The sequence below is a fragment of the Mesorhizobium sp. WSM4821 genome (genome assembly GCF_055901555.1).
This window is the reverse complement of record NZ_CM148371.1, coordinates 1,844,750-1,865,439: the sequence shown is the minus strand read 5'-3', so window position 1 is coordinate 1,865,439 and position 20,690 is coordinate 1,844,750. Positions and strand designations below refer to the sequence as shown.

The 20,690-nt window shown below is 62.0% G+C and carries 23 protein-coding genes; 10 read left to right on the top strand and 13 right to left on the bottom strand.

The window, feature by feature from the left end:
* Together AC0NID_RS08950 and AC0NID_RS08945 are read right to left on the bottom strand one after the other, a co-directional pair.
* Entirely contained in the window at positions 1-624 is a 624-nt protein-coding gene (locus AC0NID_RS08950; protein WP_473456148.1) for an alpha/beta hydrolase, read from the bottom strand.
* A 108-nt stretch (positions 625-732) separates the two neighbouring features.
* A complete protein-coding gene (locus AC0NID_RS08945; protein WP_473456147.1) occupies positions 733-1,665 on the bottom strand; it encodes a VOC family protein in 933 nt (310 codons plus the stop codon).
* A 215-nt stretch (positions 1,666-1,880) separates the two neighbouring features.
* Between AC0NID_RS08945 and AC0NID_RS08940 the strand changes: the two genes are divergently transcribed.
* Positions 1,881-3,458, top strand: a complete 1,578-nt coding sequence (locus AC0NID_RS08940; protein WP_473456146.1) for an alkaline phosphatase family protein — start codon at positions 1,881-1,883, stop codon at positions 3,456-3,458.
* Between the two features lie 51 nt (positions 3,459-3,509).
* Here the strand turns inward: AC0NID_RS08940 and AC0NID_RS08935 are convergent, their stop codons facing one another.
* The gene (locus AC0NID_RS08935; protein WP_473456145.1) at positions 3,510-4,970 is read right to left on the bottom strand and encodes a PRC-barrel domain-containing protein; all 1,461 of its coding nucleotides are present in this window, start codon (positions 4,968-4,970) and stop codon (positions 3,510-3,512) included.
* A gap of 296 nt (positions 4,971-5,266) precedes the next feature.
* Here AC0NID_RS08935 and AC0NID_RS08930 point away from each other — a divergent pair, with 296 nt between their 5' ends.
* Positions 5,267-6,187 carry a diacylglycerol/lipid kinase family protein gene (locus AC0NID_RS08930; RefSeq protein ID WP_473456144.1) on the top strand — a complete coding sequence of 307 codons (921 nt, stop codon included), beginning with the start codon at positions 5,267-5,269 and terminating at the stop codon, positions 6,185-6,187.
* Between the two features lie 29 nt (positions 6,188-6,216).
* Here AC0NID_RS08930 and AC0NID_RS08925 read toward each other — a convergent pair whose 3' ends face one another.
* Entirely contained in the window at positions 6,217-6,414 is a 198-nt protein-coding gene (locus AC0NID_RS08925) for a hypothetical protein (RefSeq protein WP_473456143.1), read from the bottom strand.
* A gap of 163 nt (positions 6,415-6,577) precedes the next feature.
* Between AC0NID_RS08925 and AC0NID_RS08920 the strand changes: the two genes are divergently transcribed.
* On the top strand, positions 6,578-8,110 hold the full coding sequence (locus tag AC0NID_RS08920; RefSeq protein ID WP_473456142.1) for a sensor histidine kinase: 1,533 nt from the start codon (positions 6,578-6,580) through the stop codon (positions 8,108-8,110).
* Positions 8,111-8,228: 118 nt separating this feature from the next.
* On the opposite strand, the gene AC0NID_RS08915 is transcribed toward AC0NID_RS08920, so the two are convergent.
* From AC0NID_RS08915 to AC0NID_RS08905, 3 genes are all read right to left on the bottom strand, one after another.
* The gene (locus AC0NID_RS08915; RefSeq protein ID WP_473456141.1) at positions 8,229-8,693 is read right to left on the bottom strand and encodes a hypothetical protein; all 465 of its coding nucleotides are present in this window, start codon (positions 8,691-8,693) and stop codon (positions 8,229-8,231) included.
* An 11-nt stretch (positions 8,694-8,704) separates the two neighbouring features.
* Positions 8,705-9,031, bottom strand: coding sequence for an ElaB/YgaM/YqjD family protein (locus AC0NID_RS08910; RefSeq protein ID WP_473456140.1), 327 nt, complete (start codon positions 9,029-9,031; stop codon positions 8,705-8,707).
* Between the two features lie 131 nt (positions 9,032-9,162).
* Positions 9,163-9,924: a Crp/Fnr family transcriptional regulator gene (locus AC0NID_RS08905; protein WP_473456210.1), complete on the bottom strand. Its 762-nt coding sequence runs from the start codon at positions 9,922-9,924 to the stop codon at positions 9,163-9,165.
* Between the two features lie 263 nt (positions 9,925-10,187).
* Between AC0NID_RS08905 and AC0NID_RS08900 the strand changes: the two genes are divergently transcribed.
* Positions 10,188-10,508, top strand: coding sequence for a response regulator (locus AC0NID_RS08900; protein ID WP_474033469.1), 321 nt, complete (start codon positions 10,188-10,190; stop codon positions 10,506-10,508).
* Between the two features lie 21 nt (positions 10,509-10,529).
* Here the strand turns inward: AC0NID_RS08900 and AC0NID_RS08895 are convergent, their stop codons facing one another.
* Positions 10,530-11,081 carry an RNA polymerase sigma factor gene (locus AC0NID_RS08895; protein WP_126035230.1) on the bottom strand — a complete coding sequence of 184 codons (552 nt, stop codon included), beginning with the start codon at positions 11,079-11,081 and terminating at the stop codon, positions 10,530-10,532.
* A gap of 3 nt (positions 11,082-11,084) precedes the next feature.
* Positions 11,085-11,279: a NepR family anti-sigma factor gene (locus tag AC0NID_RS08890; RefSeq protein WP_473456209.1), complete on the bottom strand. Its 195-nt coding sequence runs from the start codon at positions 11,277-11,279 to the stop codon at positions 11,085-11,087.
* Between the two features lie 239 nt (positions 11,280-11,518).
* On the opposite strand from AC0NID_RS08890, the gene AC0NID_RS08885 reads away from it, so the two are divergent.
* From AC0NID_RS08885 to AC0NID_RS08860, 6 genes are all read left to right on the top strand, one after another.
* Entirely contained in the window at positions 11,519-12,313 is a 795-nt protein-coding gene (locus tag AC0NID_RS08885) for a response regulator (protein WP_473456138.1), read from the top strand.
* 261 nt (positions 12,314-12,574) lie between these two features.
* A complete protein-coding gene (locus tag AC0NID_RS08880; RefSeq protein ID WP_126035236.1) occupies positions 12,575-12,742 on the top strand; it encodes a DUF1328 domain-containing protein in 168 nt (55 codons plus the stop codon).
* Positions 12,743-12,897: 155 nt separating this feature from the next.
* Positions 12,898-13,929, top strand: a complete 1,032-nt coding sequence (locus tag AC0NID_RS08875) for a sensor histidine kinase (RefSeq protein ID WP_473456136.1) — start codon at positions 12,898-12,900, stop codon at positions 13,927-13,929.
* Positions 13,930-14,180: 251 nt separating this feature from the next.
* A complete protein-coding gene (locus AC0NID_RS08870) occupies positions 14,181-14,363 on the top strand; it encodes a hypothetical protein (protein WP_473456135.1) in 183 nt (60 codons plus the stop codon).
* A gap of 128 nt (positions 14,364-14,491) precedes the next feature.
* Positions 14,492-14,815, top strand: coding sequence for a hypothetical protein (locus tag AC0NID_RS08865; RefSeq protein WP_473456134.1), 324 nt, complete (start codon positions 14,492-14,494; stop codon positions 14,813-14,815).
* A 76-nt stretch (positions 14,816-14,891) separates the two neighbouring features.
* Positions 14,892-15,134: a YMGG-like glycine zipper-containing protein gene (locus AC0NID_RS08860; protein WP_473456133.1), complete on the top strand. Its 243-nt coding sequence runs from the start codon at positions 14,892-14,894 to the stop codon at positions 15,132-15,134.
* Positions 15,135-15,226: 92 nt separating this feature from the next.
* Here AC0NID_RS08860 and AC0NID_RS08855 read toward each other — a convergent pair whose 3' ends face one another.
* From AC0NID_RS08855 to xylF, 4 genes are all read right to left on the bottom strand, one after another.
* Positions 15,227-16,870 carry a CHASE domain-containing protein gene (locus AC0NID_RS08855; RefSeq protein WP_473456132.1) on the bottom strand — a complete coding sequence of 548 codons (1,644 nt, stop codon included), beginning with the start codon at positions 16,868-16,870 and terminating at the stop codon, positions 15,227-15,229.
* A gap of 143 nt (positions 16,871-17,013) precedes the next feature.
* Positions 17,014-17,808, bottom strand: coding sequence for an ATP-binding cassette domain-containing protein (locus AC0NID_RS08850; protein ID WP_473456131.1), 795 nt, complete (start codon positions 17,806-17,808; stop codon positions 17,014-17,016).
* 92 nt (positions 17,809-17,900) lie between these two features.
* A complete protein-coding gene (locus AC0NID_RS08845) occupies positions 17,901-19,232 on the bottom strand; it encodes a sugar ABC transporter permease (protein WP_473456130.1) in 1,332 nt (443 codons plus the stop codon).
* 160 nt (positions 19,233-19,392) lie between these two features.
* Positions 19,393-20,433 (bottom strand): D-xylose ABC transporter substrate-binding protein, encoded by a 1,041-nt coding sequence (xylF, locus tag AC0NID_RS08840; protein ID WP_473456129.1) that lies wholly within the window; start codon positions 20,431-20,433, stop codon positions 19,393-19,395.
* Positions 20,434-20,690: the final 257 nt, after the last annotated feature.

Here is a 20,690-nt window from a genome sequence, read left to right as displayed (position 1 = left end):
TTACGCTCCTTCTACCGGCGTGGCGGACAGGAATCGCCGCGCTGCCTCGATCTCGTTCGACTGCACCTCATGGCCGCCGTCGTGCCACTCCACTGTGACATCGGCACCATCGGCACGCAAATAGGCCTCCAGCCGCGACGTCAGGTCGGGCGGGCAGATCGGATCGCGCCTGCCTGCTGTGACCAGGATGCGGTGGCCGGCAAGACTTCCCCCGATCTCCGGCTCGAACGGGATCAGCGGGTGCATCAGCACCGCCGCGTCGAACAGCGCGGGTGCCGCGAACACCACCGAGGCCAGGATGTTGGCACCGTTGGAATAGCCGAGGCCAAGCACCGACGAAGGCTTTGCCGCCTCGACATGCGATTTGACGAAGCCAACCATCTTGTCTGTCGCGCGCGCCAGGTCGTCCAAATCGTAGACGCCCTCGCCGGTGCGGCGGAAGAAGCGCGCGGCACCGTGTTCCGAGACATCGCCGCGCGGCGAGACGATGGTCGCTTGCGGCGCGAGATCGCGCCCGAGCGACAGAAGCTGGCTCTCGTCGGCCCCGGTGCCGTGGAAGACGAAGAGCAGCGCGCCGCTCGGCGAACCGGGCAGCACCTTGTGGATGTAAGCGTCCTTGCTCATGACCTGATCCTTAATGCACGCCGCCCAAAGTGCGCAGCGGTTGCGATAACGATATGCACAAAAGTAAACTGAAGCGCGTCGCCCAATCTCATCAAACGCGATGCGCTTTCAGTCTTCCAGCTTCTGCAGATGCTGTTCGAGATAGGGCCTGAGATGCTGGTGCTGCGACGGCAGCTTCAGCGCCTCGCCGAGATGGGCGGTGTCTTCGTCGCGGTCGAAGCCAGGTTCGTTGGTGGCGACTTCGAACAGCACGCCGCCCGGTGTGCGGAAATAGATCGCCCAGAAATAATCGCGGTCGATCACCGGCGTCACCTGATAACCCGTCTCCATCAGCGCCTTGCGCACTTCGAGCTGCTTGGCGCGATTTTCGACGGCGAAGGCGACGTGGTGAACGGAGCCGGCACCTAGATCGGCAAAAGCAGCGCCCGGCAGCGATTCGATGTCGACGACATCGGCGCCATTGCCGTTCTTCACCGCTAGCCGTTTTACATTGCCGGATGTGTCGGCTTCCTCATAGCCCATGAATTTCAGCAACTCTTCCGTAGCGCCGCCATCCCTCAATCTGAGCGATACCGAATGAAAGCCACGGATCGCCTCGTCGGAGGGCACGCCGCCCTTCGCCCATGGCGCTCTGGTGTCCGCCTTGTCCTCGACCAGCGCAAAACCATCGCCGTCGGGGCCGGAGAAGGCGAGACGCTTCTCGCCGAAGCTCTCTTCGCGCGAGAGGCCGGCCACGCCCTCATCGGCAAAACGCTTTTCCCAATAGGCGAGCGTGCCTTCGGGGACCGAATAGACCGTGGTGCCGACTTCGCCAACGCCGTGGCGGCCCTTGCCGATGTTGGGGAACGGAAAATAGGTCATCACCGAACCGGGCGTGCCGATCTCGTCGGCATAATAGAGATGGTAGACATCCGGTGCGTCGAAATTGACGGTTTTCTTGACCCGGCGCAGGCCGAGTTTTTTTGTGAAAAATTCATCGTTCTGGCGCGCATCCCTGGCCATCGAGGTGACGTGATGCAAGCCTTTGATCTGGTCGAGCATTTCCTGCTCCTTCCTTGTCCTGTGCGGCCCATGCCGCTGTCCACGCCAATATGAGGATACAGCCATTGCCGGCAAAGGCCGCAAACACAGAATGGACTGTGCTCTATAGGTGAACGATAGAATGACCTTTGTTCACCAACTTGCAAAACCCTCTGGCTTGCGTCGCCGCAAAAATTCGGCTCCATGAGCGGCACGCTAGATCAAGGATACAGCGATTGGCTGGAAAAGGCAGACGCCCGAACATTCTCCTGATCACGTGCGACCAGTGGCGCGGCGACTGCCTGTCGGCTGTCGGTCATCCGGTGGTGCGGACTCCGAACGTCGACGCGCTCGCTGCGGAGGGCGTACTGTTCAGAAAACATTATGGCGGGGCGGCGCCCTGCTCGCCGGCGCGCGCCTGCCTCTATACCGGCCTTTACCAGATGAACAACCGCGTTTGCCGCAACGGCACGCCACTGGACGCCCGCCACGGCAACATCGCGCTCTCGTTGCGCGGCCTCGGCTATGATCCGACGCTGTTCGGCTACACCGACGTGTCGCTCGATCCGCGCGCTTTGGCGCCAGGCGACCCGCGGCTGAAAAGCTACGAAGGCGTGCTGCCCGGCTTCACCGTGCGCCAATTCCTGCCGGAGCACCAGAGACCATGGCTGTCCTGGCTTAAGGCGCGCGGCGTCGATACCGGCGCCGGCTTTCCCGACATCCATCGTCCAGCGGGCGAGTTTGGCGGCAGGACCGACAGCGCGGTGACCACCGCGCCGCCCGTCTATTCGAAGGACGAAACCCCCGCCGCTTTCCTGACCGGCGAATTCGTTCGCTGGCTTGGCGAACAGGAGCGCGACTTGCCATGGTTCGCGCATCTCTCCTTCATCAGCCCGCACCCGCCTTTCATCGTGCCGGAGCCCTACAACACAATGTATGATCCGGTCGACGGTACGGCCTTCCGCCGCGCTGTGAGCTGGCAGGCCGAGGCCGAGAGCCACCCCTACCTTGCCTATGATCTTGACCAGCAGGAGCGGGCAAAATTCCGGCCGGGAGCCGAAGGCAAGGTGCGCGACTGGAGCGACGACGATCTTCGCCGCATCCGCGCGCTCTATTACGGCATGATCTCGGAGGTCGATGCGCAGCTTGGCCGCATCTGGCAAGCGGTCAAGGCAGCCGATGCCTGGGACGACACCATCGTCGTACTGACCTCCGACCATGCCGAGATGATGGGCGACCATTTCATGCTGGGCAAGGGCGGCTTCTTCGACGGCAGTTTTCATATCCCGCTGATCATCCGCGACCCGCGTCGCCTCACAGCGGCCGGCGCCGGCGTCGACCGCTTCACCGAAGCGGTGGACATAGCGCCGACACTGCTCGATTTGCTTGGCGAGGAAACGCCGCCGCATCTTGACGGACAATCGCTGAAGCCGTTCCTGGACGCCAGGGAGCCGGACAGCTGGCGCGAGGCCGCGCATTGGGAGTTCGATTTCCGCTCGGTCGCCGACGGTCACGCCGAGCGCCATTTCGGCATCGGTCCGCGCCAGTGCAATCTCGCCGTCACCCGCACGAAAGAATTCAAGTATGTCCATTTCGGCGGCGGCCTGCCGCCGCTGCTTTTCGACCTTGAGAATGATCGAGACGAACTGACCAATGTCGCTGCAGACCCGACCTATCTGCGCGTCCGGCTGGAGCTTGCCGAAAGGCTGCTTGCCTGGCGTGCCGAACATCTCGACCAGTCACTGGCGCTTGCCGAACTGACCGAGGACGGTGTCGCAGGCCATGCCGCAGGCCCGCCGTCTTTCCTGACGTGAAAAAGGCCCGCGCCGTTGCCGGCGCGGGCCTTTCTTCGTCGGTTGAGCGAACTAGCGCATGATCATGCGCTGCTCGTCGCGCTTTTCGGCATAGCTGCCCTTATCGTAGGCGACCTGCGCCTCGAGCTGCTCCTTGGTGAAGTTCGTGTAGAGGTAGCGGTTGCCGTCCTTGTCGGTCATGAACTTGAGATTATCCATGCCGACCGCCACTTCCTTCTCGCCAACGCCGAGCAAACCCCCGACATCGATGATGACGGCATCGACCTTCTTGTCGCCCGTCAGTACGACGTCACCAATCTCGCCGACATTGACATCATTGGCGCCATAGACAGTGGTTCCAACCAGATCCTCGGACCGGATTTCGTTGACCGGCACTTCGGTCAGCGCCGATTTGTCGATCGCCGCGGTCTGCGTCTGGTCGGGGGCGTCAGGCGTTTCGGCAGCCGGAGCCTCGGCTGTCTGGTCCGTTGGGGCCGGAGCAGCAGGATCGGGCATTGCCGCCGGAGCCTGCGCCGTCTTATCCGCCGGCGCTGGAGCCGGAGCCTCGGCTGTCTTGTCCATTGGGGCCGGAGCAGCGGTGTCAGGCGTTGCCGCGGGGGCCTCCGCCGTCTTCTGATCCGTCGGGGTGACAGCCGGGGTTGTCGTCACCGGCTGAGGCGCCGCGGCGTCGTTGGATGCGGTGGTCGCCGGGGCGGGATCATAGGCCTCGCGGTTGAACTCTGGCAACGCCTCCAGATCTTCCTTCGTGGTCTCAGCCACCAGCCAGCGATCGCCGTCCCTCTCTGCCCACTGAGCCTTGTCGAACTGATAGGCTACGTTCTTTTCGCCGACGTCGAGAAAGCCGCCGACGCCAATGATCAACGACTCGGCCTTGCCATCCTTGGCCAGGACGATGTCGTTCACGTCGCCGATGTTCTCGGCGTCGTCCCCAGTGCCGTTGTAGACGGTTTCACCGATGATATTGGTGGCGAGATTGCCGTCGGCGCGCTTCACTGGTTCGGCCGGAGCCGCCGGAGCGTTCTGTGCGGTCGTATCGGTCGAGCCAGACGGGGTGGCAGGAGCCGTGGCCGCGCTGTCATTGGCCGCAGGAGCCGGGTCGAAAGGTTTGCGGTCGAAGTCCGGCTGAGCCGTCAACTCATCCTTTGTCGTCTTGGCAATCAGCCAACGGTCGCCATTCCGTTCGGCCCACTCCAGCTGGTTGTAGTCGAAAGCGACATTCTTGGCACCGACACCGAGAAAGCCGCCGACGCCGATGACGACGGATTTCACCTGGCCGTTTTCGTCGAAGACCACATCGCTGACGTCGCCGATGTTCTCAGCATCGTCGCTTGTGCCATTATAGACCGATTCACCGATAATGTTGGTGACAAGGCTACCCTCGGCGCGTTGCACGACTGGTGCGGCTTCCTGAGCGGCAGGCGGCGCTGGCGCCGGGGTTGTCTGCGACTGCGCATAAGCGCCTGTTGTAATCAGCATTGTGAGTGCGGTCGTGGCTAAAAGGGTGCGTACCATGATCATCTCTCCTCGTGATTTCGTGTACGCCGCGCCTAATTTGAGCCATGGAAAGATCGGACGCAGCGTCTTCACATGTCACAACGTTGTGACCACGCCGTTGTTCCGAAACACCATGGCGAATGCCGTAAAAATCCGTGTTAATCGCGCTTATGCATGCGTTCCGCCGGTAAATCGGGCTCCTGTATTCGTCAGAGCTTACGGAACCTTTTTTTAACCGCCCCGTTTCAGCCTGTGGCTGGGTCTGTCCTGGGTAATGGTTGCCCATGGTTGCCACGAAAAAGCGGAGAGGGGGCATGCGATTTGCGGCGGTGCTGAACCAGGAGGGCGGCACCTTGCGAACAATTGACCTTTTCGCCTTCTCGGACCAGATGCGCCGGACGTTGGAGGCAGGTGGTCACTCCATCGACATCGATGTCGTTGCCGGCAGGGATATCGTCGCAGCGCTGGACAGCGTCGCTTCGAAGCCTGGCATCGATATCGTGCTGGCCGGCGGTGGCGACGGCACCATTTCGGCCGCGGCGGCCCGGTTGATGGGCAGGAAAACAGCGCTTGCCATATTGCCGGCCGGCACGATGAACCTGTTCGCGCGCGGGCTCGGTATCCCGCAGACTCTTGACGCGGCGGTGAAGTCATTTGCCGACGGCGAGATCATCGCAGTCGATATGGCAACCGCCAACGGCCGTCCCTTCGTGCATCAGTTTTCGATCGGCATGCATGCCAGGATGGTGCAGCTTCGCCAGCACATGGAGTTTGGCTCGCGGCTGGGAAAGATGCGGGCCTCTGCGCGGGCTGCCTGGGCGGCGATCAAGAACCCGTCGGCAATGAAGGTGACGCTGACAATCGGCGAAACCGAAATTGTGACGCGCACCCCCGGCATCGGCGTCACCAACAATCTTTTCGGTGAAGGTCACCTGCCCTATGCCGACAATCCCGCCGGCGGCGTGCTCGGCATCTATATCACGGTGGCGCGGCAGCGTGGCGAACTGATCCGGTTCCTCTTCGATATGGCGCGCGGCAAATGGCGAGATAGCGGGCATGTCGAAATCCACCAGGCCGACCGGGTCGTTTTGAAAATTCACTCGGCAGCCAAGAGATTCCGTGCCGTCCTGGATGGCGAACTGATCAGGCTTGACCGCGAAACGACGGTTGAAATCCATCCTGGCGCGCTGAATGTTCTCGTCCCGGCGCGCGCTGCCCAAGCGAAGGCCGCATGATGCGGCCCGGCACGGTCGATCGACGGGCTTCAGCCTTGGGGAAGCTCACCCTGTTCGTTCCTGGGGAGCTCGCCCTGTTCGGTCGGCGTCTGGTCTATCATATTGCCGTAGATCTCCGCGATGCCCCAGGCGATAAACGCCAAAAGCAGCGCTGCGATCAGGATACGGAGTGTGTGCCACCCCCACCGTCCCTGGCGGGCTTTGTCTTCAGGAACGATCTTGGGCATGATCGGCCTCCATATCGTTTAGCGCTGGCATGTCGTTTGGCGCCGGCGGGCGCGGCTGGCAAAACATGGTTGGGTAACGGTTCCTCAAGGCGAAGGTTCCGGTTTCGGAGCCAGGCAGCCGTCCTGGCGCGAATTGCTGCAAGCCGATGAATTTGGGGGCCTTGTGGATAGCCGGGTAGAGAAAAAGCCGAACCTGCCGGTCGATGTCCTTAGCGTGCTGAGGGCGCAGGACCGGCTTGCCGTACTCCATGGTCTCGATGCGCTCGACACGGCGGCCGATCCCGACTTCGACCATATCAGCGGGCTCGCCGCCGCGGTCATGCAGGCGCCCATCGCGCTCGTGACGCTGTTGGACGTCGAACGGCAATGGTTCAAATCCTGTGTCGGCCTGGATGAGACCGAGGCCGCCGCCGATACATCTTTCTGCGCCTACGCCATTGCCGCCGGCGACGAGCCGATGGTGGTGACCGACGCGGCCGCGGATTCACGTTTCAGCGCCAGCCCGCTGGTCACCGGCAAGCGCCATGTCCGTTTCTATGCGGGTGCTGCGATTGTGGTGGCCGGTGCCCGGATCGGCACCCTCTGCGTCTTCGATCGGAAGCCGCGCGCGTCTCCGTCTGCCGCCGAGCTCGGACAGTTGACCGCGCTCGCCAGCCTCGCCGCCAGCCTGTTCGCATTGAAGGACGCCACCCGCAACGGCGCCAACGCCGCTGCCGCGCTGGCGCGCGAGGAAAAGCGGCGCGGCATCGCGCTCGATGCCGCCTCGCTCGCCAGCTGGGCATGGGATATCCATACCGACATAATCGAATGCGACGTCCGGTTGTCCGAGTTGTTCGACCTGCCGCGCTCGAACCGGCTGAGGGCACGCGATATTCTTGCCGCCATCGACCCGCGCGATGTCTACCAGACCGAGACGCACTTTCGCGACGCGCTGGCCAGCGGCGACGACTATTTTGGCGAATACCGCGTCAAGGGCTTCAGCCCGCCGCGATGGGTCGCTACGCGCGGCCGTGTCATCGAGCGTGACGGCGACGGCAAGCCGACGCTGATCTTCGGCGTCAATTACGACGTCACCGAACGCAAGCTCGGCGACGAGCGGCAACGGCTCTTGCTGCGCGAGCTGAACCATCGCGTCAAGAACACGCTGGCGACCGTGCAGGCGCTGGCGACGCAGACCGTTCGCCATGCTCGACAACCGAGCGAGTTCCTCGAAGCCTTCAGCGCCAGGCTTCAGGCGCTGGGCGCCGCCCACAGCCTGCTGTCCGACCGCGAGTGGCGCGGCATCGGCATTCGCGAACTGGTGCAGGTCGAGGTCAGACCGTTCGACACCGCCGAACAGCCGCGCATGACGATCTCAGGCGCCGATCTCCTGCTTTCACCCGACCAGGCCGTCGGGCTTGGGCTGATCCTGCATGAACTGGCCAGCAACGCGCTGCAATACGGATCGCTGTCGGCGGCTGCGGGTAAGGTCGATCTCGACTGGAAGGCACGGGGCCCGAAAGGCGCACGGCGGCTGGTGCTGACCTGGCGCGAAAGCGGCGGGCCCGAAGTTGCTTCGCCCGAACGCTATGGCTTCGGCTCGATCCTGATCCGCCGCAGCCTGGCCAAGATCATCTCCAGCGAAGTGACCCATGAATTCCGGCCGGAAGGCGTGTTCGCCGAAATATCGATGCCGCTGGAGGACCTGTCGAAATGACGGCGCAGCGGTCTTGGGTATGCATCGAGACCGGAACTTAAAGCGCGTCGCATGACGCCTTCAGGCGCAGCAAAAAGTGGCGCCCGGATTTTCGGGCAAGATCAAGAACAGTTTCGAGTTACTTCGCTTCGCCGTCATCCGGAACGTTGGCGCCGGGCTTCATGTTCTCGCGGTAAATGGCGTAGGCGGCGAGTGCAATCGCGGGGCCGAGGATGGTGCCCAGGCCGCCTTTCCCCTTGAGCAGCAACGGCAGCACGGCGAACGCGGCCGCGATGCCGGCTACTTTGATGTCGGCATTGCGCAACTGCGCCCGGCGCCGCGCACGCGCGCCGGCCGATAGGCGATGGATGAGTACAATGACCCCTGCGATCACAAGAAAGCCGACCCCGAAACCGATGCAGGCCGCCATCGGCCCATAGCGGCCCGCCACCCAGACATAGGCCGCTCCGACGAGGAAACCGAGGCCGCACAGCGCTGCAAGTGCCGCGAGCATATAAACGATTGCTGCCGTGCGCGCGCGGTGCACGGCTGCAACAATTTCACCCGAGGCCAGGCCCGAGATCAGCGATGCCAGCATTGCCATCTGGGTTAGGGCTAGCGGCGCGCGAGAAGGGCGAACAGAAAGCCGACGCCGGCCGCAATCGCCAGCGACGTCACCGGCTTCTCGCGTACGCTCGCCGCTAATTGCTCCTCGATATCCTTGGCGTTGCTGCGCACGGTGTCGAAGGCTGCTTCGCCCTGGGCGCGCAATTGCTCGACGCCTTCAACGGCGGCCCGGCGGGCCGTCCCATAGCCATGTTCACCGGTTTTGGCCAATTGCTTGGTGAGCTTTTCGATATCGGCCTTCAATTGCCTTATGTCGGCCTCGAGGTCCGAATTCGCCCGGGTTTCGTTTGCGGTCTTTCCTGCGGCAGTCGCCATTGCTTAACTCCTTGCGTTTGCTTGATTTCAAACGCCCGATACACGGCAAGGTTCCTAAATCGGAACACGATCCATGAAAGGGTGTTTTCGCAGGCGAGTCCAGCCCGGCGCGGACGTATTTGGCCGGGCTTTCAAATCAGTGGTCGGCGATCTTCTCTCAACCCCTCCCAGCGGGCGAGTTCCTTGAGCCTTTCGTTGTCGACCACCTCGCAGCCTCCGTCGCGCCAGAAGATAAGCTTGCGGTCCATCAGCTTCCGGATCGTCTTGTTGGTGTGGACCAGCGACAGGCCGAGCGTATCGGCGATATGCTGCTGCGTGATCGGAATCCGCACAGGCGTCCCGCCATTGAGCCGGACCGCCTTGGCACGGCTTGATATGAAGGCGATGAGATAGGCTGCACGCTCGAGCGCGGTGCGTCTGCCGATACTGAGCAGGTTCTCGTCCAGCATGCGCTCCTCACGCGAAGCGATCCAGGTGATGTCATAGGCGAGGCCCGGATGGCTGCGGTAGAGATCGGGAAGGGCCTCCCGCTCGAAGACGCAGAGCAGCATCGGCGACAGCGCTTCGACCGAGTGTTGCATTTCGCCCATCAGGCTGCCTTGCAAACCGATGAGATCGCCTGGCATGGAATAGTTCAGAATTTGGCGGCGCCCGTCGGATAGCAATTTGTAGCGGAAAGCCCAACCCGACAGCACCGTATAGAGGTGTGCGCTGTGGTTCCCTTCCACCAGAACCGTGGCCCCCTTGTCGACGGCCAGTTCGCCTTTCTTGAACGCGTCGACGAAGACGAGTTCCTGCTTCTCGAACGCCCGGAACGCCGGCAACGGCCGCAACGGACAGTCCCCGCATGAATATCGGCGACTGGGAGAAGAACGGCCGTTCTGGCCAGGCATTTCGATCCCCTCTTCGAAAGCGTTGCCCTCCCGGGCGGGCGATAGCAAACGCCCTGCAGGCGTCGAGGTTCCGCCATCCGCGATGGGCATGTCTTTTTTAAATGACAGGATGCCAAATAACTTTAAATGACAGGACGCTAAATAGAGATCATGACTCCTCCATGCCCTGCGCTTCCCCCAGCGCTTCAAGGAGACATTGCCACGTGCCCCGATTGCTTGACGGATTGCGGATTCTTGTTCTGGAGGATGAATTCCTGATCGCCATGGATGTCGAGCAGCTTTGCCGCGACTATGGCGCCGGCGACGTGGTTATCGCCCGCGATCTGGCTGAGATCGATCGCAAGAGCGTTGCCTCGCAATTCGATGCGGCCATAGTCGACCTCATGCTGGGCGGCGCTTCGACGCTCGATTTCGCCTCGCGCTTGCACGAATCGGGCGTGCCTTTCGTCTTCGCCTCGGGCTATTCGGACATGGATGAAATCAAGGTGTCCTTTCCGAATATCAGATTGGTCACCAAGCCCTATTCGGGAGACGATCTCGTGGAGGCGGTAGCGGCGGCGTGCGGACGTGGACCCGGTGTTTAAGGTCCCGAAACCGGTCCGTATTCAGGCGGCATTCGAGCCCGTCACCTGAGCCGAGATCGCGTCCGGGCCAAACTCGTCTTCGCCGGAAATCTTCAGGATTTCCTGCAGCCGGGTGCGGGCGCGGCTGACGCGGCTCTTGATCGTTCCGACCGCGCAGCCGCAGATCTCGGCGGCTTCCTCGTAGGAAAAGCCCGAAGCGCCGATGAGGATGATGGCCTCGCGCTGGTCCTCGGGTAATTGCTCGAGCGCGCCGCGAAAATCCTTGAGGTCGAGCTGGCCGTGCTGGGCCGGATGGACGGCTAGCCTGGCCGTCATGATGCCGTCGCTATCCTGCACCTCGCGGCCGCGCTTGCGCATTTGCGAATAGAATTCATTGCGCAGGATGGTAAACAGCCATGCCTTTAGATTGGTCCCCGGCTCGAAACTTTCATGCTTGTCCCAGGCCTTGACCAGCGTTTCCTGCACAAGATCGTCAGCCTTGTCGGCGTTTTGCGTCAACGACACGGCAAAGGCCCGCAGGCTCGGAATCGAGGCGAGCAGATCGGTCTTGAAGCTCTGGGAGACGGCCGCCATGCCTCAGTCCTTTTTCCGCGCAGGTTGGGCCTGTTCCAACTGGCTGAGCAATTGGGCGAAGCGATCCGGCACATTGTCGGAGACCAGCTCGTCATAATATTGTTTAAGTTTGCGGCCGATTTCCGAGTTTGGCCCGAGCGGGTCGCCGGAAACGGCCCGGCGCCCGTTTACAGCGCCAGCCGTGTTATCTTTCGTCATGTCTTCATTTCGCCCTTTTGTTCCCAGCACCCCTGCCGCCCCATCAACACACGACGCAAAGCAAGCGGCACCCTCGTCTGGTTGCCCATCCCGACCCTCAAACGCCGTCCCCTTATATTAGTTCCACGACATCGGAACTTTTTCGGAAAGCCGGCGTTTTTGTTTTCAGGGTTTATTTCGGGTCTAGCAATCGGCTTGGTCAGCAATCCATCCAATCACGTCAGAGGGAGACGTCCACCATGAGCCTATCCGCAACCATCGCTCCGCACCTGCCGTTCCTGCGCCGCTTCTCGCGGGCCGTTTCCGGATCGCAGGAGAGCGGCGACGCGTTGGTCGCCGCGATGCTCGAAGCCATCATTGCCGACGTCGACATCTTTCCGGACGCGTCGAACGATCGCATCGCGCTCTACAAGGTCTTCGCCAGGCTGTTCACCTCGGTCGCCATCCGCGTTCCGCAAGAGCAACCCCAGTCGGCGTGGGAACAGCGCGCCGCCGCCAACCTGAACGCGATCTCACCCCGCCCCCGCCAAGCCTTCCTGCTGGTCGCCGTCGAAGGTTTCAGCGAAGGCGAGGCGGCGGAAATTCTCGACGTCGACGACCAGGAGTTCTCCGAACTTCTCGCCGAGGCCAGCAATGAGATTTCCCGTCAGGTGGCAACCGATGTCCTGGTCATCGAGGACGAGCCGCTGATCGCCATGGACATCGAACAGATGGTCGAAAGCCTGGGCCATCGTGTCGTCGGAACTGCGCGCACCCACGCCGAGGCGGTGGCGATGTTCGCAAAGACGCGCCCAAGGATGGTGCTGGCCGACATCCAGCTTGCCGACGGCAGTTCGGGCATCGAAGCCGTGAACGAGATCCTGTCGTCCACGCCGGTGCCGGTGATCTTCATCACTGCCTTTCCCGAGCGCCTTCTGACCGGCGAACGGCCGGAGCCGGCTTTTCTAGTCACCAAGCCGTTCAATCCGGACATGGTCAAGGCTCTGATCAGCCAGGCGCTGTTCTTCGACCGGCATGCGAAAGCCGCTGCATAGCAAACGGAGGTCGGGCAAACCGGGGTAGGCCCAACCTCACCGGCCGCCCGGTTTTCGCAGATCGCTCGCTTCCAGGGGATCGCCCGTTTTCCATGGAACGAATGACGCTGGTCCTTTGCGGCCGGCGCACGCTCTTTGCGCCCCTGCGAGTGACGATTCAATTCGGGTCGGAGAGCTTTCCAGGGATCGTCTTTTTCGGCAAATGGTGGAACAAACGGCAGCGAACGGCGTTTTTGCCGTACCATTTGAAGGAGATGGATCATGCTTTACTGGGCGCTCGTATTTCTCGTCGTAGCGATCATTGCCGGCGCTCTCGGTTTCGGCGGCATTGCTGGCACCTCGGCCGGTATAGCGCAGATATTGTTTTTCGTCTTTCTCGCTTTCCTGGTCATTTCACTTATCGCTGGCCTGTTCAAACGGGCATCGTGAACCCAGGTGCGATCGAACACTGGGAGCCGCACCCCTCAAGCGGTTTCCAGCTACCGCCGGGCGATGTCCCTCCACGGACGTCGCTCGGCGGACCTCTTTTGGGAACCCATTTTTCCGTCAGCCGTTCAGCCTAGATTGGGTGGGTGAAGTGACCGATGCAATCCAAAGCTGGAGACATGAAAGGCAGCGGACGGAGCGATGAGATCATCGCCCCGCATTCCACTGAGAGCGGAATGCAGCTTGGCCGGGCCCTTCTCCATGCGCTGCACAATGCCGGCATTTCGGTTCTGTATCAGGATCGCGAGATGAAGACCGTCTGGGCCCGCAACATGCGCCCGCCATGGGCTTCCGACACGGCCGACAGCGGCATCTTGCCGCCGGCGCAGGCCGAGCGCATCGGTACGGCCAAACGCAACGTCGTCGCATCCGGCAATCCGGAACATCTTGAGCTCAGCATTCCCGCCGACGATGGCGTTCGCTGGTTCCAGGTGTGGGTAGACGCGGATCACGACGACGGCGGCGCCGTGCAGGGCATCGTCACCACCATGGTCGAAACGACCGAGCAGAAACGTCGCGAGCAGACCCTGAAGGCGCTGCTGCGCGAGGTCAGCCACCGTTCGAAGAACCTTTTGGCCATCATCCAGAGCATCGCCACCCAGACCAGCCGTTATTCGGACACGCTCACCGACTTCCTGACACGCTTTCGCGGCCGGCTGCAGTCGCTTGCCTCGTCCCAGGATTTGGTGACTTCGTCCAACTGGCGGGGAGCGGCACTGCGCGAACTGGTGTCCGGCCAGGTCGGCCGCTATGGGGCCGATCCGCTGCGCAGCCTGCGTTTCCGGGGTGCAAATCCGTACCTCAACCCCAATGCCGCCCTGCATATCGGCTTGGCCATGCACGAGCTCGCCGTCAATTCGGTCAGCTACGGCGCTCTGTCGCGAGCCGACGGATTCGTCGAGGTGACGGCCGATCTCACGGCCGCTTCCGCTGGCGAGACCGCCCTGTCACTGGTTTGGGCCGAAGCCATCGGAACCAACGACAATCAGCCCAGCGAGAAGCGTTTTGGCAGTGTCGCGCTCGAGCGCGTGGTGCCTGCGTCGTTGAACGGTACGGCGACACTTGAAATCACCGGGGGCCGTGTGGAGTATCGCCTTGTCGTTCCTCGCGGCAATTTCGAGACGGATTGAACGGACAACAGCCGAGAACTAATGCATGTCGCCCAAAAGTGCGCAGCGGTTTTGGGATAACGACACGCATAAAAACAAGAACTTAAAGCGCATCGCATGAATCCGTTCAAACGCGACGCGCTTTAAGGGTCCGGGATCGATACCGGCCGCGCCGGCTTTAACCACCTGTTCACCATAAAGTCCGATGCTGTTTTTCCCAGACCGCTCCACATGACGTTTTCGGTCGCAGTTCGCTGCGCAGTACGGGGGGAATGGCTTTGACAGTCGCCGATATCAACAGGCTGGAACAGGCCGCACGTATTTCGATGGGCGGGTTTCAGGACCTCGAAGCATCCGCCATGCCGTCGCATATTGCTTCTCAGCCGTTCCTCCGCTTTGCCGCCTTTGCGTTGGTCGCGCTGACAGCCCTGATCGTCGCGCTCCAGTTGAGCTAATTTTAGAGCACCCAAAATGACCTGCGGCTGGCTTCATGTCGACGTGTTTCTCCAATTGATCACGCGCCAGCCTGGGCGCAGGAACTTTGGCGGATGTGGCCCGTTCCTACGGCGAAAGGATCGTCGCCATGGAACACATTGCTGCCGTGTTGCTGGTCATCGGCTGTTCGAACACGATGACCGAATGCCGTGAACTGCCCGTATCGGTGAGCGTCTTCGAAACCGCTCAGGAATGCACCGCCGAACGCCCGTTCGCCTTGGGCGATGTCCAAGGTCAGGCTCCGCGTGTAATTGCCGAGTGCCTTTCCGTCGATCCGGCGCTGGAGGATGACTACGACCGGATCGTCTGGAATGTGCGTCCGGAGGGCACGCTCGACGCCTCCGTGGAGATTTCCAATCTTGTGGTTGCCTCGAACGGCGCGCGCGCTAAAGATTCTCTTAGCCAACAGTGAAATCGAACAGGCAAAACCCTTTTCCGCATGATAAATGATCGGACTACAAGTGAGGACAAAAGCGAGGAGTAACTTTATGCGGAAGATTATTATTGCGATGGTTGCCGTGGTCGCGGTCAGCGGTTGCAGCACTACCGAGCAGGATGTCGGCGTCGGCGCCGGTGTCGGCGCTCTGGCCGGCGGCCTGATTGGCGGCGGCAGGGGTGCGCTCGTCGGGGCAGCCGTCGGTGCCGGTTCCGGCCTGCTGGTGCGCAACCTGCGCAATGGCTATTGCCAGTACCGCGACAACCGTGGCCGCCTCTATACGGCTCGCTGCTGATTCCCGTCAAACGCGGGGAGCAATATAAGCGGGGACCGGCTGGTCTGGACTCCGCTTAGTGCATTCGAAAACTGCCGGTTCGCGGCAGCATTTCAGTCCGATAGTGGAATCCTGATTTCCACGTTCAACCCGCCATTGTGAAAATCGCGATTGATCGTACCGCGCAATTCGCGCGTGACGTTCAAATCGATCAGCTTGGTGCCAAACCCGGTTTTGACAGGTGCTTCGAGCTTTGTCTGGCCTGCTTCGCGCCAGTTGAGAACCAGCGTCTTGTCGCGCCTGCGGCCTTCGACCGACCAGTCGACCTTGAGCGCCCAGTCGCCCTTTTTGTTATTGGCCGAATTGCCGGCTTCGCCATATTTCAGCGCGTTCGTCGCCAGCTCGTGAAAGGTCAGGCCGAGCGCTTGCGTGGTGGTCTCGTCGAGCAACACCTCCGGCCCCAACAATATCCCATCGGGAAGCTCCTTGCCGAACACCTGGCCAAGCTCGATGCGCAACAGGTCGCCAAGATCGGCCTTCTGCCAGCGCGAGCGCGTCAGCATGTCCTGGGAAGCCGCCATCGCCTGCAGCCGGGCCGAAAAAGACGATGAGAACTCGTGGACGTCGGTGGCGTGCGACGCCGTTTGGCGCGCGATCGCCAACACTCGCGTGATCGAGTTCTTGATGCGGTGCTTCATCTCCTGCAGCATCAGGTCTTTTTCGAGCAGGCTCTTTTCCGTCGTCTCGTGAAGCAGGGAGACCGCGTCATAAGCCCGCTCCTGATAGCGCGCCACCAGCGCAATGGCGCCCGCGAGCATAAGCCCGAACAGGCCAAGCATCACCGGAATGGCGCGCGAAGAGGGTTGCGAGAAGGCACTTGTCGGCCTGAACAAGACGGTCCACGGACGGCCGGCGACGGTGATCTCGCGGGTAACCAGCAGCCTTTCGCCGAAGGTCGACACCGGCGGCGTCTCCGACCGGAACAAGAGATTGTCGGCATCCACCTTGCCGTCGTAGATTTCAATGTTGACCGGCAGCAGCGGCGTCCGGCTGAGCGCGGTCTGGAACAGGTCGCGGGCGCGGAAGGCCGCATAGAGAAAGCCTGATGCCGAGGACATGGATGCATTGATGCCGTCCGGCGCGGTATCGATGTTGAGCCGCACGAAGACCAGGAAGCCGGTGAAGGTCTGCGCAGCTCCCGTTTCCTGGCCAAGCTGCACGCGCCCGCTCGCATGCTGCTGATCGTCGGCCATCGCTTTTTCGATCGCCTCGCGCCGCACCGGTTCGGTGAACATGTCGTAGCCGATGCTGGATTGGCTCGACGTGTCGAGCGGCTCGAACTGCACGATGGGCGTGCGCCACGGCAGCGTCGTCGTAGCCGGATAGATCACATGGCTGGCTCCATAGTCGCGCAGGATGGCACGCTCGACCGTTGCCTCGTCGCCGGCTTTCACCAGCCGGAGAAAGCCGATGCCGCGCAAGCCGGCGAAATTGCCGTCGATATCGAGCGCGCTGAAGAATGCCTTGAACTCGCTTCGCGAAATGCCGCCATTGCGGGCGTTGAACAGCGCCTGCGTCGATCGCAGCAGCGACAGATGCAGGTCGATGCGGCTATCGATCCGGTTGAGCGCGTCGTCCGCCGTCGCCGCGAACTTGATGCGCGCCGCTTCCTGCGTGGCGAAATAGGCGAATCCCGCCATCGTCAGGCTGATCAGCGCGACGGCGATGAAAGCGACGATCGGAAAAAACTTCTTCAATTGCTGCCGCGGCCTGTGAACGGTTTCCAAACCTTTATGGGCAACTCCCCGCGTCAACACAATGGCGCGGCCAAACCATCATGATGGCTGGCATATCACAAGGCCGGTCACCTGGCTGTTATTTAGCCGGCTTATTTAAAGCTTCAGGCGGCGATCTTCAGTGCACCTGGTCCCGGAATGGCGCCAGGCGGGCACTTGCCCAGGATGATCATGCCGAGCACCTCGTCCTGGGTGACGTCGCTCGTGCGCGCCGTGCCGACGACCTGACCGTTCTTCATCACGCAGACGCGGTCGGCAAGCTCGAACACATCATGGATATCGTGGCTGATCAGGAAAATGCCGATGCCGTCGGCCTTGAGCTGCATGACCAATTCGCCGACCTGCGCCGTCTCCTGCGGCCCCAGTGCCGCCGTCGGCTCGTCCATGATCAGGATGCGGGCGTTGAAGAGGATGGCGCGCGCGATCGCCACCGACTGCCGCTGGCCGCCAGAAAGCTTGATCACCGGTTCCTTGAAGCGCTGGAACCGGGGATTGAGCCTGCCCATCACCTTGCGCGCCTCGGCCTCCATGGCGCCATCGTCGAGCGTGCCCCAGCCGGTCATCAGTTCGCGGCCAAGGAAGAGGTTGGCGGCGGCGTCGACATTGTCGGCGAGCGCCAGCGTCTGGTAGATCGTCTCGATGCCGTATTTCTTGGCGTCGCGCGGATTGGAGATCGAAGCCTCTTCGCCGTTGACGAAGATCTGGCCCGCATCGCGCTTGTAGGCGCCGGACAGGATCTTGATCAGCGTCGACTTGCCAGCGCCGTTGTGGCCGAGCAGCGCCACGACCTCGCCCGGGAAAAGGTCGATCGACGCATCGTCGACGGCGCGAATGCCACCGAAGGCAATCGAAATGTTGCGCATATCGATCAGTGGCGTGGGAGCAGTCGTGTCAGCCATGATCGTTCCTCCCTATGGTTTTTGCTTGGGCTTGATTGTCCGTATACCGGTATCCACTTTTCGCCGACGCGAGCCTTCGGTTGGGGGCCATGCTAGACCCGCTTGCGGTAGACGGTGTCGAGCCAGACGGCGACAACCAGGACAGCGCCGACGACCACGCTCTGAAGCGGTGAATCGATGCCGAGCAACACCATGCCGGACTGCAGCGACTGCATCAGGAGCGCGCCCAGCATGGCGCCGAGCACCGTGCCGGAGCCGCCGGCAAGCGACGTGCCGCCAATGACCGCCGCCGCGATGACCAAGAGTTCGTCCAGCGTACCGAGTGCATTGGTCGACGCATTGAGGCGGGCCGACGCAATCGCCGCGCTGATTGCGGCCAGCACGCCCATGATCATGAACACCTTCATGGTAACCCAGCGCGTGTTGATGCCGGCGAGTTCCGCCGCTTCCGGATTGCCGCCGATGGCAAAGACGTAACGGCCGAAACGGGTGCGCCGGGTGATGAAGGTCATGACGATGCCAACGGTGACCGCCATCAGTACCGGTATGGCGATGCCATGGGCGATGAACAGGCCGCCTTCGGGGATGGTGATGCCGTTCTGCTGGGCGTAGCGGCGCACGATGCCGACCGGCCACGGATAGGAATTGGCGATCCGGACGGCGCCAAGAATGGCGGCGCAAGCAACCACGCCGAGAAAGATTTCCGCCCAGATGGGGCGCAGTGGAAATTTGAACCGTTTGCGCTGCGACCGGCCGTTGAGCAGCATGAAGGCGACGGCCACACAGGCGAGAGCACCGACGATCCAGCTCGCGGTCGCCCCGATCGAGCCACGCGGCCCGCCACCCATGAGCTGGAAGGTGGCGTCCAGCGGCGCGACGGTGCGCCCGCTCGTCATCAGCCACGCCATGCCGCGCCAGATCAGCAGCCCGCCCAGTGTCACGATGAAGGCCGGAACCTCGAGATAGGCGATGATGAAGCCCTGGAGCGCGCCGATCATGAGGCCGAGCGCCACACCGGCAGCCAGTGCGACGACCCATATCCAGGGACTTCCAAGCTGGAATCCCATGACGCGGATGAGGAATTCGGCCTGCGCCACGCCCATCACCATGCCAATCACGCCTTCGACGGAGCCGACTGAAAGATCGATGTTGCGCATCACGATGACCAGCACCATGCCGGTCGCCATGATCGCGACCGAGGAGGTTTGCACCGACAGGTTCCAGAGATTGCGCGGCGTGAGGAAAAGCCCGCCCGACAGGATGTGGATTCCAAACCAGATGACCAGCAGCGCGCCGACCATGCCGAGCATGCGTATATCGAGCTCGGTTGCCTTGAGGAACCGTCCGACGGCGCTGAGTTCGGAATCACGCGCCCGGTCTTCGGCCGTTCTGGCGGCCGGTGGGTTGGATGCCGTGTCGGTCATGAAGTCCTCCCACCGGGTTGCCGTCTGGCGCGGATGCCGGAACACGATGCCACCGGCTTTCCCCAATCATTTGAAGCGGAAGCCATTTGAAGCGGAAAGCCCTTTTGAAAACGCCGCGACTGACAGCCGCGGCGTTCGTTTCCTTGCGAAGTGATCGAGATCAGTTGCAGACCGCCACGCTGCCGGCGGCGACGCCCGCGCAAACCGCGTCCTTGGTGATCCAGCCGGCGTCGATGACGACGTTGAGATTGTCCTTGGTGATAGCAATCGGCGTCAGGAACAGCGACTTGACGGCATTGCCGCCCGGCGTGGTGAAGTCCTTTGCGGCCGCAATGTCGGTCATCTGCTTGCCGTCGGCAAGTTGCGAGGCGATCTCGGCAGCGTTCTTGCCGAGTTCGCGCGCATCCTTCCACACCGATACGGTCTGTGTGCCGAGCGCGATGCGGTTCAGCGCCGCGTGATCGCCGTCCTGGCCCGACACCGGGACGGATCCGGCCAGGCCCTGCGCCGTCAGCGCGGCGACGACGCCGCCGGCGGTGCCGTCATTGGCGGCAACCACCGCATCGACCTTATTGTCGTTGGCGGTCAGGAACTGTTCCATGTTCTTCTGGGCGTTGGCGGGAAGCCAGCCGTCCGTATAGGCTTCGCCGACATTCTTGATCTTGCCGCTGTCGATGGCCTCCTTGAGCACTTCCATGGAGCCGGCGAACAGAAAATCGGCATTCGGGTCGGCGCCCGAGCCCTTGATGAAGACGTAATTGCCTTCCGGCGCCACTTTGAACACTTCGCGGGCCTGCATGCGCCCGACTTCCTGATTGTCGAAGGTCAGATAGAAGACGTCCTTGTTCTCGATCAGCCGGTCATAGCCGACGACCGGAATGCCTTCGTCCAGCGCCTTCTGCACCGCAGGTCCGATGGCCGAGGCATCCTGCGCAAGGATGATCAGCGCGTTGGCGCCTTGCGAGATCAGGCTCTCGACATCGGTCAACTGCTTGCCGGGATTGGATTGCGCATCGGCGGAAATATACTTGTCGCCGGCGGCCTCGATCGCTGCCTTCATGGCGGCCTCGTCGGTCTTCCAACGCTCTTCCTGGAAGTTGGACCACGAAACGCCAATGACCTTGTCCTTCGCCTGCGCGACCGACGCGAGCGTCAGCGACATGGCGACCCCCGCCAGGATGACGGCTGTGAATCTCTTCATGGTATTCCTCCCTGCGCCACGTACGGCGCGACCAAACTGGCCCAAAGGCCGGCACAAAAGGCTCTATTTTTTCGAGCCTCGAAAAAATACTGGTCGAACGCCGAAGCGCTGTCAACATCAATTCTGATGGATTTTGATGTCCTGCCCGGCGTTTTTTCGAGTCTCGGAATAAATAATGACAGGGCTGTCGGCTTCTGCCAATATTTGCCTGGTGTCGCCGACGGCCTTCGCATCACGAGAGGCCGCGAGGACGACCG